The organism is Microbulbifer donghaiensis (assembly GCF_900129095.1).
Lineage (GTDB): Bacteria > Pseudomonadota > Gammaproteobacteria > Pseudomonadales > Cellvibrionaceae > Microbulbifer > Microbulbifer donghaiensis.
Window position 1 is genome coordinate 2,268,209 of the sequence record NZ_FQVA01000001.1, and the last position, 14,168, is coordinate 2,282,376.

Here is a 14,168-nt window from a genome sequence, read left to right on the forward strand (position 1 = left end):
GGAGTTGCAACTGGTCGTCTGGGCAGGCTGCCAATCGACAGTCTGCGGACGGGAGAATAACGCCTCGATAGTGCTTGGGGTCAAGTCCCGGGAACCTGTCTGCAGTTTGTTATCAGTTGTCGATCAACAGCTGTGCGGCCACGCCGAACATCATGATGGCCACACCGAGATCGAGCAGGCGCCAGGTCGCGGGGCGCGCCAGCCAGGGCGAGAGCCAGGCCGCACCCAGCGCGAGGCCGAAGAACCAGGTCAGCGACGCGCTGGCGGCGCCCAGCGCATAGGCGCCCGGTTCGGCCTGCTGGACGCCGAGGGAGCCGATCAGCAACACCGTGTCCAGATAGACGTGCGGGTTCAGCAGAGTCACCGCCAGGGCGGTGAGCAGCACCGCACGGCGCGAGCGGGGACCGGCTTCCGCGGCCTGTTCCAGCCCCTGCGGGCGAAGGGCGCGGAGCAGGGCCTTGAGCCCGTACCAGAGCAGAAAGGCCGCGCCGCCCCAGCGCGCCACCGCCAGCAGGGCCGGGCTCTCCAGCAGCAGCGCGGCCAGGCCGAAGACTCCGGCGGCTACCAGCACCGCGTCGCACAAGACGCAGAGCGCGGCCACCGACAGGTGGTATTCGCGGCGCAGGCTCTGTGCCAGCACGAAGGCATTCTGCACGCCGATGGCGACGATAAGCCCGGCGCCCACCAGCAGCCCGTTCAGGTAACTCTGCCACATTCCAGTATTACTCCATTTTCTCTCGGGTAGAGATGACAGTGGTGAGTGTGGGCTGGAAGGTGTTATAAGAAAAACAAATTTTGCTGATCTCCCATTAGGAAAATCGATATGTTCGACTACAAGCTGCTCTCCGCACTCGCCGCCGTGGTGGAGCAGGGCGGTTTCGAGCGGGCCGCGCTGCTTCTGGGCCTGTCGCAGTCGGCGGTGTCGCAGCGGATCAAGCTGCTCGAGGCGCGGGTGGGTCAACCGGTACTGGTGCGGGCGACACCGCCGCAGCCCACCGAGCTGGGCCGGCGCCTGCTCAACCACGTGCAGCAGGTGCGCCTGCTCGAGCGCGACCTCCAGGGGCAGGTGCCGGCGCTCGACGAGGGCGGCGGGCCGGAGCGACTGCGCATCGCGATCAACGCCGACAGCCTGGCGACCTGGTGGGCGCCGGCCGTGGCCGATTTCTGTGCCGCGCAGCGGCTATTGCTGGATCTGGTGGTGGAGGATCAGGAGGTCGGCCTCAAACGCATGCGTACCGGCGACGTGGCGGCGTGCGTCTGCGCCGCCGAGCGCCCGGTCGCCGGTGCGCGCAGTGTTGAGCTGGGAGCCATGCGCTACCGGGCGCTGGCCAGCCCGGCGTTTATCGCCCGGCATTTTCCCGGCCCGGTGACGCCCGCCGCAATGGCGCGCAGCCCGGCCATCGTCTTCGGCCCGGACGACTACCTCCAGCACCGCTACCTGGAATCGCTGGGCGTGGCGGGCAGCTTCGCCTACCACCTGTGCCCATCTTCGGAAGGTTTCGTCCGCCTGATCTCGAACGGCCTCGGCTGGGGTCTGGTGCCGGAGCTGCAGGTGGCCGGCGAGCTGGCCCGCGGTGAACTGGTCGAGCTGTTGCCGGAGCGGCCGCTGGATGTGCCGCTTTACTGGCATCACTGGCGCCACGGTGGTGAGCTGCTGGCAGAACTCACCCGCCAGCTTGTGCGTGCAGCGGAGCGGCTGTTGGTGCGCTAGTCGTTGCGCCGGCAAATACTGCTCAGGCCGCGAATTCGATTTCCACCAGGCTGCAGCTCTGCGTGTAACCCATGGCCCGCTTGATGGTCGGGTACACCGAAGCGGTGGCCACGCAGACTCCCAGCTCGATGCGCTGGCGCTGGTCCAGCTGTGCATCGATGCGCTGCTCCAACAGCGGATCGATATTGCGATAGCTGGCCACCGAGGTGGCGAAGTCGAAAATATCCTTGAGGTTTTCCGGCAGGCGGCTGCCGCCCTGCAGGCAGGCCTGCACTATGGATTTTTCTATACCCGCCTCCAGCGCCATGCGCACATTCAGCTGCAGGCACTCGCCGCAGTCGGCCACCTGCATCGCGGCCAGTTTGCTGACCCAGAAAATATCCAGCGGTAGGAACTCCCGGTGGGTGGCGAGCGGCTGGAAGTCGGCGAATTTCTCGAAGCCCTCCGGCGAGCCGTTCAGGAATTCCTTCAGGTAGCCTGTATCGTAGCGATAGTGCCGGGAGAAGGCCTCCAGTGCTTGCAGGTGCTGTTCCTCGTTCATGACGGTGACTCCTCGTTGGTCGGATTAAATCAGTTTCTGTAACAGAAGCGCGGACAGGTACAGGCCCATGCCGAAAACCCCGTGGGTGAGCAGGCTGTTGATGCGGGCGCGACGGGGATTCGGTGTCCTGGAAGCGGCTACACCGGCACCGAGCGCCGGCTGCATGATGAAAAAGGGCGCGGCCACGGTGGCGAGCCCGAAGGCCAGGGCCGGCAGCGGCGTCGGCTGGCGGACCCAGTCGAGACCACAGATCGAAAGCAGCAGTGCCGCGAAAACAACGCCGGTGGCGTAGTGGGCGCACCAGCCGAGCGCGCGCTCACCGCGCACGGCAGTGGCAGTGGCGATTCCTGCGTGGGCGAAGCGCCCGCGGGGGATACTGCCGAGCCAGCGCCCGACCAGGGCCCAGTCCAGCGACGGCACGCCGAAGAAGCGCAGGCGCAACAGCGCCCAGAGATCCATAAAGGCGGTGGCGCCGACGCCGATCAAAACGGAAAAGAACAGAAATTGAAATGAGTCGCTCACCTGCCGACACCTCCTCAAGCCGATGGAGGCTGCAGTGTCGGCGACGCCGGCGATCGATAAAAGTTAGATGCTATCGGCCACTTCGATAGGTGGGCTGTAGTAGTTGCCGTAGAGGCGCCGCGCCTCCCGTGCAAACCAGCGCGCGGCGGTGCCCTGGGGCGTGCTGGCGGACCACAACAGGTCGACGCCGAGGCTCCATGCGCTGAGCGCGTTGGTCAGGTTCAGCTCCACCAGCTTGCCGCTCTTCAGGAAGGGGCGCGCCAGCTCGTAGGGGGCGTTGACCCAACCGACGCCCTTGCAGGCCAGGTCCAGTGCCTGCAGCAGCGAGTCGCTGTGCCAGGTTTGCGGCGACAGCTGCCAGCGGCGCTTGGCGGACGGCGAGGCCGCGACCAGTTGCCGGTACTGGGCCGCTTCGCTCAGGGCGGCGCCGGGCATCTGCGCCAGCGGGTGCTCGGGGCAGGCGAGGGTCAGAATGCGCTGCTGGCCCAGGTTGTTGAAATCCACTTCGTCCGGGTAGTGGTCGCGGGTGGTGACAAAGGCGAAATCCGCATCGCCCTCGGCGATCCGGCGTATGGCGCACTCGTGGCTGGCGTTGCAGGCGCGGACTTGCGTGTGCGGGAAGCGTTCGCTGAAGGCGGCGAGCATGTCGTTCAGCTTGTCCGGCATCACCAGCTCTTCGAAGACGATGCGCAGCAGCGGCTCCTCGCCGCTCTGGTAGGAGTCCGCCGCCTGCTGGAAACGGCGCAGCTGGCCAATGGCCTGGCGCGCCAGCGGCAACAGCGCCTGGGCAGCCGCCGTGGGGCTTGGGTATTTGCCACTGCGGTCGAAAAGGTCCAGGCCGAGATCCAGTTCCAGGTTCTGGATTTGGCTGCTGACCGCGGACTGGGCGCGGCCCATGTCCCGCGCCACGGCGGAGAAGGAACCCTTCTCGCAGGCGGCGACGAAGGTGCGCAGCTGGTCCAGGTTGAGGTTGTTCATGGGACTTCCCTGTGTGCGGATTGCGGGCGCTAAATCAGGGCTGCTCGTGTTCGGTCAGGTATTGATTCTTCAGCTTGACGTAATTGGCGGCAGAGTAGCGGAAGAACTCTTTTTCCTTGTCCGACAGCGGGCGCGCCTGCTTGCAGGGTGCGCCGACGTAGAGAAAGCCGCTCTCGAGTTTCTTGCCCGGCGGCACCAAAGCGCCGGCGGCCAGCACCACTTCATCCTCGATCACCGCGCCATCCATGACGATGGAGCCTATGCCGATCAGTACGCGACTGCCAACGGTGCAGCCATGCAGACAGGCCTTGTGGCCGATGGTGACGTCGTCACCGATGATCAGCGGCCAGCCATCCTCATTGAAGGGCCCGGCATGGGTGATGTGCAGTACGGCACCGTCCTGCACGCTGGTGCGCTCGCCAATGCGGATGCGGTGCATATCGCCGCGGATTACCGCCATCGGCCACACGGAGCTGTCATCGCCCAGGACGACGTCGCCGATAACGGCGGATTGCGGATCGACATAGACGCCGTTGCCGAGCTGTGGGCAGGTTTCGCGTTCGGAATCGCCGTGAGAGCGCAGTGGGGACATAGACAAGCTCCTGTACAATGAGTCCTCTATCATAGCTTTAACGTCTTCCTAGCACAGGGTGTTGTATGTCCAATCCGCTGCTGAATTTGCCGCTACTGCCCCCATTCGACCGGCTGCAGCCCGAACAGGTGGAGCCGGCGATCGCCGAGTCGATTGAACATTGCCGGCAACAACTCGCGGCGGGACTCGCCGATCCCGGCTGGGATAGCACGCTGGCACCGCTGGAACAGGCACAGGACCAATTGAACCGCGCCTTCTCCCCGATCAGCCACCTGAACAGTGTCTTGAGCGGCCCCTGGCGGGCGCCCTACGAAGCGGCGCTGGCGCAGGTGACCGCATACTGGACCGAACTGGGCCAGAACCGCGACCTGTATGGGGTTTACCAGCAGCTCGCGCAATCCCCGGAGTTTGCCGCCTGGCCGCAGCCGCGCCGCAAGGCGGTCGAACTGGGGCTGCGCGACTTCGATTTGAGCGGTGTCGGCCTGGAGGGCGAAGCGCGCGATGCGTTCGCCGCGAACAGCCGCCGCCTGGCGGAGCTGTCGAGTCAATTCGCCAACAATGTACTGGACGCCACCAATGCCTGGACCTGGCACACGGAGAATGAAACCGAACTGGTCGGCCTGCCGCAGACGGCACTGGCTGCGGCCAAAGCCGCGGCGGAGGCGAAAGATCTAACAGGCTGGCTGATTACCCTCGACGGTCCCAGTTACCTGGCCGTTATGACCCACGCCGACAACCGCGCGCTGCGCCAACAAGTGCATACCGCATTTATCAGCCGCGCATCCGAAACGGGCCCCAACGCCGGTGAATTCGATAACTCGGCGGTGATGGAGGAAATACTGACACTGCGCGCCGAACAGGCGAGATTGCTCGGCATGGCCAACTACGCCGAACTTTCCCTCGCCAGCAAGATGGCCCAGGACAATGCCAGGGTACTGGAATTCCTCAACGACCTGGCCGCGCGCGCCAAACCCGCGGCCGAGCGCGAATTTGCGGAACTGCAGGACTTTGCCCGGGGCAAGCTTGGGCTGGACGAGCTGCGCTCCTGGGATATTGCCTGGGCGGCGGAAAAGCTGAAACAGGAGCGCTACGCCATCAGCCAGGAAGAGCTGCGACCCTATTTCCCCTACGAAAAAGTGCTCGCCGGCCTGTTTACCGTCGTGGAAAAACTATTTGACGTGTCGGTGCAACGGGACGACACGGTGCCGACCTGGCATCGGGACGTGCAGTATTTCTGGCTGTACCGCAATGGCGAGCGCATCGCCGGCTTTTACCTGGATCCCTTCGCGCGCGAGAAGAAGCGCGGCGGAGCCTGGATGGACACTGTCTGTGTCCGCCGGCAGACGCCCGAAGGACTGCAACTGCCGGTGGCTTACCTGGTGTGTAACTTTTCACCGCCGGCCGCAGGCGATGCGCCGTCATTGTTGACCCACTACGAAGTCACCACCCTGTTCCATGAGTTCGGCCACGGGCTGCACCATATGCTCACGCAGATCGATGTGGCGGCGGTATCCGGAATCAACGGTGTGGCCTGGGATGCGGTGGAGCTGCCGAGCCAGTTCCTGGAGAACTGGTGTTGGGAGCCGGAGGTGATCGCGATGATCTCCGCTCACTATCAGAGTGGCGAAGCGCTGCCCCGGGAACTTTTGGACAAGATGCTCGCGGCGAAAAATTTCCAGTCGGCGATGTTTACCGTGCGCCAGTTGGAGTTCGCCCTGTTCGACTTCCGCCTGCACTGCTGCGAGCAGGGCGCCAGTGCCGCCGAGATCCAGCAGCTCCTCGACGAAGTGCGCGGGCAGGTGGCGGTAGTACCGATCGCCGACGAAAACCGCTTCCAACACGGTTTCAACCATATTTTTGCCGGCGGCTATGCGGCCGGTTACTACAGCTATAAGTGGGCGGAAGTACTTTCGGCCGACGCCTTTTCGTTGTTCGAGGAACAGGGCATTTTCGACCGCGCTACCGGTAACAAATTCCTGCACGGTATTTTGGAGCAGGGAGGCAGTCGCGATGCCCTGGAACTGTTCACGGAATTTCGCGGGCGCGAGCCTAATATAGATGCCCTGCTGCGCCACTCGGGTATCGAGCAGCTCGAACTGAATATCAACCCGGGCTAGGCCCGACAATTGCCAGTGATTAAGCAGTAACAATGATCATGACCAACGATAGCGACAAGCGGGACAAGCCGCCGAAAAAACGATTTATCGCGGGCGCCGTCTGTCCGCGCTGCAGTGCGATGGACCGGATAGTAAATTACCGCGAAGGGGAAAAAAATTATCGCGAGTGTATCGCCTGTGGATTCAAGGATGAGATACGTCTGCAATCGTCGCCGCTGGAACCGGCGACCAGAGTCAATGAGAGCGGCAAAAAAGAAGCTGTGGAAACACCGATAAAAATCATCCAGCCAACAAAAAAATAACCAAACAGTGAAAAAAATCTATCTGCTACTGGCGTTCCTGCTGGTCGCTGCCGTTGCCGGTCTGTTTGCCCTGCAGCACTACCGGGAATTGCGCGAGCAACAGCGAGACCAGACCGCGCATTTTCTCGCGCGCTGTGTGAACCAGGGTTTGTTGACGCTGTTTCGGCTGCAGGCCAACGACTGGCGGGCGCGGCCGGATTTCTACGGCGAGCAGGAGCAGCTACTGGAACAGACCGTTGCACAACTGCCCGGGCAACTGCTGGAGGGGGATACGTTTGAGGAGTGGCGGGAAGGCATCGCTATTTGCGAGAGGCTGACCAGGCACAGCAATGTGCAACACGCCACCATCTTTCGTCCACTGGCGGAGTTCGCCGGCCGGGAGGTGTCGGACAGCCGCAAGCTGAAAGAAAGGAAATCGCTGCGCTGGCGCCAGCGGACAATCAACCGGCTAAAGAATTCGGCCGCGGCGGCCGAGAGCTACCTGCAGGACCTGCGCGCGGATGTCGAGACTCAGCTGAGCGGCAGCAGTCTGTCGCCGCTGAGCCGCGAGCGGGCGTTGCAGCAGATCGATGCCGAGGTGCTGGATTACTATCGTCCTGGCAATTTCTCGCGCCGTCAGGTGGACGTCCATCTACAACGGGTGGAACGTTACTATGAATTGCTGGCAGACAATCCGCGCGGCTACAGCGTGAGAGGGGGCAGCCTGTTTTTCTACGACAGAAAGCTACAGCGCGAAGTCGATGAGCTGTACCGGGCTATTTTGCAGGGCGAAGGGCATTTCTATGGGAACTGGCGGCAGATAGTGCAGCGTCAGCAGGCGCCGATAAGGGGTTAAAAAATGGCGAGCGGGCACTGTTATCCGTTATTTTGCCCGCTCAATTCGACCATCCTGATCTTTTTATTATGTGAATCGATTGCTCGTCATCGCTGTAAAATTTGCTGTGCTCAGTGCAGCGTGCTGCTAACCAATTCGGCGATTGGTGGCCGCAATTGGATGTTCAGCGTTCGCGCAAAGTCCGGCCAGGCTCCGGGCGTTTCATTGAAGCGCTGACGGCAGAGAATCATCGCCACCAGGCTGTCCGGGGCCAGGCGCAGGCCGCGGAATCGCCCACCCAGCCCGCAACAGATACTATCGATCTCGCCGGCAAACCGCTCACCGAGCAACTCCCGCACTACCGTATTGGCGATGATCGGATCCATCGGTAACAGCGGCATACCGCAGGCCGGTTGTAAGTGTTCGTTGATCTCTTCCAGTGCGCGGTGGGCCAGGTAGGCATCGTCCAGTAAGGCCGCCAGCCCTACCTGGTCCGGATGGCGTTCCGGCGGTGCGGCGAAGCTGTGGCCGATCACCTTGCGCACCGGGGTGAAATCCAGTCCCGCCACCGAGCACAACTGCTCGACTTGCCACAGCCATTCGGGCACACATTCGATATAGCGGATCACAAAGCAGGTCAGGTGCCGGGCTCTGTCCTGCGGTGGCAAATCAATACTGCGGTGGAGTCTGGGCAGTGCGCGTTTGACAGCGCGGTGGAAGCGGCCCTGGTGGCGCTCCAGGGTGATGGCGCGATCGATACATCGCTGCATCAGCAGATAGTCGTCGGACATCCCTACCACTTTTATTCTGTCAACGGTGCATCCACTCGTACGTTGCATTGCGCTGCGGCAATGCCGCGCAACGATGAAAGCAGATGCTTAGTACCGTCGCTCCAGTCACATCCACGATTTGCCTAAAGTGTAGACGCGAAAATAAATAAGCAGCCCCAAAGAACGTGCGCCAGTCCACAAAAATAGGCTAAACCAGACGCCATGGTTGCCCCAGTCGCGTGTCAGCCACCAAGACGGGAAAAAAATCAGCACCGTGGCAACAAACATCGTATCGCGCATCTGCCGACTTTTTCCCGCACCGATAAAGACACCATCCAACTGGTAACTCCAAACCGCCAACAGCGGCAGGGCGCACAGCCACCAGTAAACGCCATGGGCCTGACTGAGTACCGCTTCCATATCGGTGAACAGCGGCAAAATCCAGTCCCGAGCAAAAACAAGTACCAGCGTGATTGCGCTGGCACTTCCCAGAGCCCAGATACTTGCGCTGCGGACCGTCGAATAAAAAAGTGGAGAAGACTTTTTTCCCACGGCCTCCCCCACCAATGCTTCCGTCGCATGGGCGAAGCCGTCCAGGGCATAGGAGGTCATCATCAATAACTGCAGCAAGATGGCATTGGCGGCGAGCACTGCGTCGCCCTGAGCAGCTCCCTGGGCGGTGAAGAAAGTCAGTGTCAGCAGTAAAAGGCACGTGCGTACAAAGAGGTCGCCATTAATGCGCAGTAGCTCCAGCCAGGGGGCGGCGCGACGCCAGGGGAAAAAATCTGCGGCATAGAGATTGCGCGCAAGCTGCTGCCAGATATCCGTTTCCACGCGCTTGAGCAAGTGCAGGCCGAAAGCAAACGCAAAGATGTCGGCACAGACGGTCGCCATGGCGGCACCGCGCGCTCCGAATCCGAGGCCCATGATCAGCGCGAAATCCAGCAGAATATTCAGCAGATTCGCCGCGAGCAGGATAAATAGTGGCGCCCGGCTGTCCTGGCGGCCAATGAAAAACCCGAGCAGCGCGAAGTTGGCCAGCGCCAGCGGTGCGCTCAACAGGCGGATCTGCAGATAGGCGAGGGCATGGGGCGCAGCGCTGGCGCTGGCGTTCATCCATTGCACTATGGTCGCGAGCAGCGGCGATGCTAACAGCAGCAGGGCCAGGCCGAGCACAAGCGCCAGGGAAAGTGCGCGCAACAGCCAGGCGGCACCACTATCGTCACTGGCATCGCTACCGCTAGTGCGCGCTACCAATCCCGTGGTGCCCATGCGCAGAAAGCCGAAGGCCCACAGCAACATCGACATCACGCTGGCACCGATGGCGACGCCGGACAGGAACTCCGGCGAGTCAAGATGGCCGAGAATTGCCGTATCGACAGCGCCGAGCAGCGGCACCGAGATATTGCTCAGAATCATCGGCCACGCCAGGCTCCATACGCGCTGATAAGACGAGCGCTCGACGGTGGGGTGTTGCATGGCCAATCTCAGTGCGCGGCGGTGACTTCAGCTCAGGATTTGTCGAACCAGTTTATCGCCCGCGCGGCAGGGTCGAAATCCCAGTGCACGTGTTTGGTTTCCATAAAACTGAACAACCCCTCCTCGCCCAGCTCACGGCTGTGGGATCCGCTGTGCTTCATACCGCCGAAGGGTCCGGCAACATTGTCCGGCAGTGGGTCGTTGATCCAAACGGTTCCCGCCTTCACGTTGACAAAAAACTGGCGAATCTGCCGCGGGTTATGCCCCATAAACACGGCACCCAGGCCGTAGCTGGTAGCGTTGACCAGGTCGATCGCCTGCTCGATGTCCCGGTAGGGGGCGACGGCAACAGTCGGTCCAAAGGTCTCCTCCTGCATGCACAGCATGTCCGGGATCGCATCGGCAATGACCGTGGGTTCGAAAAAATAGCCTGAGTCGTGTTGTGAGCTGCGTCGGCCGCCCACCAGTATGCGCGCACCCTTTGCCTGCGCGTCGGCGATATGGCGCTCGACCTTGTCAAAGCCGCTGGCGTCGCACATAGGACCGACGTCGGTGTCTGGATCGAGGCCGTCGCCCAGGCGCAGCGCCGCTACCACCGCGACCAATTCTTCGAGGAACTGCGGGTAGAGGGATTCAGCCACGAATACGCGCTCGGTCGAGGTGCAGATCTGGCCCGCATTCCACATCGACGAGGTAGCGATAGCGCGCGCGGCCAGGGCCGGGTCCATGTCCTCGGCAATTACCGCCGCGTCCTTGCCGCCCAGCTCCAGGTGCAGATTTTTAACCTGATGCGCAGTCGCGCGAATGATGTGTTGGCCGACTGCCGTGGAGCCGGTAAACGCGATAGTCGGCACTTCCGGATGCGTGGTGAGTGCATCGCCGATTTTGTCACCGTAGCCGGTGACGATATTGATTACGCCCGGGGGGAAATGGGCCAGCACTTCTACGGCGAGTTTCAGGGTCGCCAGCGGCGTCTTTTCCGAAGGCTTGACGATCACCGTGTTGCCCGCGGCCAGCGCCGGGGCGATTTTCCAGAACAGGAGCAGCAGCGGGTAATTGAACGGGATAATACACGCGGTAGGGCCGTATGGTTCGCGCATCACGAAGTTGAACGCCGTCTCATTGTCCGCGGGGATCACCTTGCCGATGCCATTTTTGATCAACTGTGCATAGTAGTCGATGGTGTTGAGGCAGATGTCGAGTTCCTCGCGGTGCTCCGCCAGTGCCTTGCCCTGTTCGCGCGTCAGCAGCTCCTCAAATTCTGCGCGGTGGGTCTCGAGCTTCTGCGACATCTGCTTCAGGTAATCGCAGCGCTCGCGTGCTGGCAGTTTGCGCCAGTCCGCGAAAGCGCGCTTCGAACTGGCAATCGCGCGCTCGACGTCTGCAACCGTGGCACTCGGCACGGTATCCAATATTTCCTCGGTCGCCGGGTTAATTACCGCGATGGTCTCGCCGTCGGCCGCATCGCACCAGAGGCCGTTGATATACATCTGCATTTATTGTTCTCCCGATTATTTAATGCATCAACTTTTCCAGCCGGTCCGCTGTGGCGGCGGCAATCCACTTCTGCCACTGCGGCGCCAGGGCACGCAGGTACAGCTGCTCCTCCCAGGCGAACACCCGGTTAATGGTCTTGTAGGCGAGCCAGCGCAGCGGTTCGGGTTCCCAGCGCCGCACGGCATTTTCCGCCGGGCCGATATGCGCCCAGGGCATGGCGCAAAGGTCGGAGCCGCGTTGCAGAATCAGGTCTGCCAGCGTTCGCGCTATCAGGTTCGCTGCACCCACACCCTCACCGACATAGCCGCCGCCGAGGGCGAGGCCGCTGTCGGGATCGAAACTGGCGTGGGGCCGGTAGGCGCGCGGTATACCAAGGGAACCGGCCCAGGCATGGGTGATGCGCGCGTCCTCCAGCTGCGGAAAGAAATCCAGCAGGTAGCGGCGCTGCTGCGCGATTTCCTCGACACTCAGCGCGGCATCGCGGCGAATCTTTGCGCCGAACTCGTAGGAACCGCGGGCACCGAACAGCAGGCGACCGTCTGCGGTGCGCTGGGCATATGAGATGAGGCGGCTAAGGTCGGAGAATGCCGGCCGCGTCGAGAACCCCAGTTCCTGCCACTGGCGGGAGGATAGCGGTTCAGTGACCAGGATCTTGCTCGCCACCGGGATCGTGTGTCGTGCCAATTTCGTGCGCGCGGTCGCCGAATAGGCCTCGAGCGCGGATACCACGGTGCGCGCCCGCACGCGTGCTGACGGGGTTTCGAGACACCGCGACGCGACGGCGACCGCGGGCGTGCGCTCAAAAATCTGTACGCCCATTGCCTCGACGGCATTCGCCAGTGCACGAACCAGCTTGGCGGGATTAATCGTGGCGATGTGCGGCGTGTAGATACCGCCGCGACAGCCGCGCACGTTGACCAGTGCAGTCGCCGCAGGGGCGTCCAACCAGCGATAGTCCTTCTCGCCGAAGCCCTGTGCGTGCAAATCGTCGAGCAACGCCAGCGCGCGTGTTCGCTGCTCGGGGAAGCGGGCCGCCGCGAAGAGGCCGCCGCCGCGCTGAAAATCACAGTCGATATTTTCCGTCTTCAGTACCCGCTCGACTTCGGGAATGATGCCGAGAATCTGCGCGCGCACGGTGTCCGCCTGCGGCGCGGCCAGTTCCCGCAGCATGGCGCCGCTGCCCTCGAGCGCGCTCATCAGCCAGCCACCGTTGCGCCCGGAGGCGCCGAAGCCGGCGGTCTCGGCCTCGAGAATGGCGATCGACAACTCCGGGGCGAGCTTCTTGAGATAGTAGGCGGTCCACAGACCGGTAAAACCGGCCCCGGCGATGGCCACATCCACCTCCAGGTTCCGGGTCAGCGGCGCCCGCGGTGTCACCACTTCATTCAGCTTGTCGAACCAGTAACTGAGGTGGCGGTAATCCCTGTCCATGGGCAGCAGGCGGCGCTGTTCACACCGCGGTCGCGGCGGCCGTGGCCGCACGCTGCGCGCGCTCGTTGACGGCTATCAGTATCTCGCCCACGGCAATGGCCACCAGCGCGCCGATCAGGACCGGCCACTGCACGCCCTCGCCGGGCGTGTAGCAGAACAGGGTGACCGACAGTGCCAGGATGGCGACGCAGGTCCACGCCAGCAGCGTGGCAACGGCCGAGCCGCCGGGCACCCGGTAGGGTCGCGGGGTGGCGGCTTCGCTACTGCGTAATTTCAGGAATGCCAGCACCATGCCGATATAGGGCAGCAGGAAGAGGACGGCGCTGAACGCGAACAGCGACCAGAACAGCTCTTCGTTGGAACCGGCCATAAACCCATACAGCAGTAATACCACTGTGCTGATACAGCCGGTCGCGATGGCGGCTCCGACCGGTGTGCCGTAGCGGGGGTGTTCGATGCCGAGAAACGCCGGCAGTTCGCCGTCATTGGCCGCAGCGGCCGCGGTCGTGTTCACGCCGATGCACCAGGTCACGCCGTTGGACAGGAAGGTAAACAGGGCGGCGGTCCCGAGCACCAATACCAGGGCATTGCCCGCGGCACTGCCGCCGAAGAAAAGGCGCAGCGTATCGAGGAGGCCCTCGACCAGGTTGATGTTGTCCAGCGGAATTGCCGTCAGCACCGCCCAGGTGCCGAGGGTGTAGAGACTGATGATGGTGATGCCGGCCAGCAGCACCGCCCGTGGCACATTGCGCGCGGGCCGTTCGATAGCGTCACTGTTAGCGCACATCAGCTCGAAACCGAGCAGGCCGTAAATGATCACCGGAATGTACTGCAGGCTGTTGCTCCAGTCCGGGGTCAACGCCTTCAGGGTAACGGCGTTCGCCATGCCGTGATCGCCCACATACATCAAACAGCCGGCGATGACCGCAGCAAAAATGACCATCTTCAGGATGGCGCCGAGATTCGGTATCCACTTGCCGATGTCCAGGGTGACGACGTTGATGGCCACCGCAACCCAGGACAGCACTATGCCCATGGTGATCTGCCAGGTGAGTGACAGGTCCGGCGCAAACAGCTGGCTGAAGACACCGGCGAACAGGATAAAGATCGCCGGCATCCACATGGCGTTATTGATCCAGTAACCCCAGATGGCACGCGTGGCCCAGCGGCCGCCGAATGCGCGGCGCATCCACGCGTAGATACCGCCGTGTTCCGGCCAGGCGGTGCCCAGCTCCGCGCTGATCAGGCCGATCGGCACGTAAAAAACCAGCCCGAGAAAAATCCACCAGAAGATGCTCGACACCCCGATGGCCGCGGCTCCGGCCAGGGTTTCCAGCAACAGGCTGGCGGAGACGGTGTACAGGATCAGGTCGGTCAGCTTCAGTGCTTTGTGATTGCCGACAGTGGTCATAAG

General features: G+C 62.6%; 14 protein-coding genes. 4 read left to right on the forward strand and 10 right to left on the reverse strand.

All coding sequences use genetic code 11. The features are described from left to right. Positions 1–112: 112 nt before the first annotated feature. Positions 113–715, reverse strand: a complete 603-nt coding sequence (locus tag BUC36_RS09740) for a LysE/ArgO family amino acid transporter (RefSeq protein ID WP_073274107.1) — start codon at positions 713–715, stop codon at positions 113–115. A 108-nt stretch (positions 716–823) separates the two neighbouring features. On the opposite strand from BUC36_RS09740, the gene BUC36_RS09745 reads away from it, so the two are divergent. Next, positions 824–1,711, forward strand: a complete 888-nt coding sequence (locus BUC36_RS09745) for a LysR family transcriptional regulator ArgP (protein WP_073274109.1) — start codon at positions 824–826, stop codon at positions 1,709–1,711. A gap of 22 nt (positions 1,712–1,733) precedes the next feature. Here BUC36_RS09745 and BUC36_RS09750 read toward each other — a convergent pair whose 3' ends face one another. The 4 genes from BUC36_RS09750 to BUC36_RS09765 form a co-directional block, all read right to left on the reverse strand. Beyond that, positions 1,734–2,252 (reverse strand): hypothetical protein, encoded by a 519-nt coding sequence (locus BUC36_RS09750; RefSeq protein WP_073274111.1) that lies wholly within the window; start codon positions 2,250–2,252, stop codon positions 1,734–1,736. Between the two features lie 24 nt (positions 2,253–2,276). After that, a complete protein-coding gene (locus tag BUC36_RS09755) occupies positions 2,277–2,774 on the reverse strand; it encodes a DUF2938 domain-containing protein (protein ID WP_073274113.1) in 498 nt (165 codons plus the stop codon). Positions 2,775–2,837: 63 nt separating this feature from the next. Beyond that, entirely contained in the window at positions 2,838–3,752 is a 915-nt protein-coding gene (locus BUC36_RS09760) for a LysR family transcriptional regulator (RefSeq protein ID WP_073274115.1), read from the reverse strand. Positions 3,753–3,786: 34 nt separating this feature from the next. Beyond that, the gene (locus tag BUC36_RS09765) at positions 3,787–4,344 is read right to left on the reverse strand and encodes a gamma carbonic anhydrase family protein (RefSeq protein WP_073274119.1); all 558 of its coding nucleotides are present in this window, start codon (positions 4,342–4,344) and stop codon (positions 3,787–3,789) included. Between the two features lie 65 nt (positions 4,345–4,409). On the opposite strand from BUC36_RS09765, the gene BUC36_RS09770 reads away from it, so the two are divergent. From BUC36_RS09770 to BUC36_RS09780, 3 genes are read left to right on the forward strand one after another with little or no spacing between them, the layout of a single operon-like run. Further along, positions 4,410–6,461, forward strand: coding sequence for a M3 family metallopeptidase (locus BUC36_RS09770; protein WP_073274121.1), 2,052 nt, complete (start codon positions 4,410–4,412; stop codon positions 6,459–6,461). A gap of 32 nt (positions 6,462–6,493) precedes the next feature. Next, on the forward strand, positions 6,494–6,763 hold the full coding sequence (locus BUC36_RS09775; RefSeq protein WP_073274123.1) for a YheV family putative zinc ribbon protein: 270 nt from the start codon (positions 6,494–6,496) through the stop codon (positions 6,761–6,763). Positions 6,764–6,770: 7 nt separating this feature from the next. Beyond that, on the forward strand, positions 6,771–7,598 hold the full coding sequence (locus BUC36_RS09780) for a hypothetical protein (RefSeq protein WP_073274125.1): 828 nt from the start codon (positions 6,771–6,773) through the stop codon (positions 7,596–7,598). A 110-nt stretch (positions 7,599–7,708) separates the two neighbouring features. Here the strand turns inward: BUC36_RS09780 and BUC36_RS09785 are convergent, their stop codons facing one another. The 5 genes from BUC36_RS09785 to BUC36_RS09805 form a co-directional block, all read right to left on the reverse strand. After that, the gene (locus BUC36_RS09785) at positions 7,709–8,368 is read right to left on the reverse strand and encodes a hypothetical protein (RefSeq protein ID WP_073274127.1); all 660 of its coding nucleotides are present in this window, start codon (positions 8,366–8,368) and stop codon (positions 7,709–7,711) included. A 105-nt stretch (positions 8,369–8,473) separates the two neighbouring features. After that, on the reverse strand, positions 8,474–9,826 hold the full coding sequence (locus BUC36_RS09790; protein ID WP_234994939.1) for an MATE family efflux transporter: 1,353 nt from the start codon (positions 9,824–9,826) through the stop codon (positions 8,474–8,476). 32 nt (positions 9,827–9,858) lie between these two features. After that, on the reverse strand, positions 9,859–11,322 hold the full coding sequence (locus tag BUC36_RS09795; RefSeq protein ID WP_200797218.1) for an aldehyde dehydrogenase family protein: 1,464 nt from the start codon (positions 11,320–11,322) through the stop codon (positions 9,859–9,861). Between the two features lie 19 nt (positions 11,323–11,341). Next, positions 11,342–12,754, reverse strand: coding sequence for an NAD(P)/FAD-dependent oxidoreductase (locus BUC36_RS09800; RefSeq protein WP_073274129.1), 1,413 nt, complete (start codon positions 12,752–12,754; stop codon positions 11,342–11,344). A 19-nt stretch (positions 12,755–12,773) separates the two neighbouring features. Beyond that, a complete protein-coding gene (locus tag BUC36_RS09805) occupies positions 12,774–14,165 on the reverse strand; it encodes an APC family permease (RefSeq protein ID WP_073274131.1) in 1,392 nt (463 codons plus the stop codon). Between the last annotated feature and the right edge of the window lie 3 nt (positions 14,166–14,168).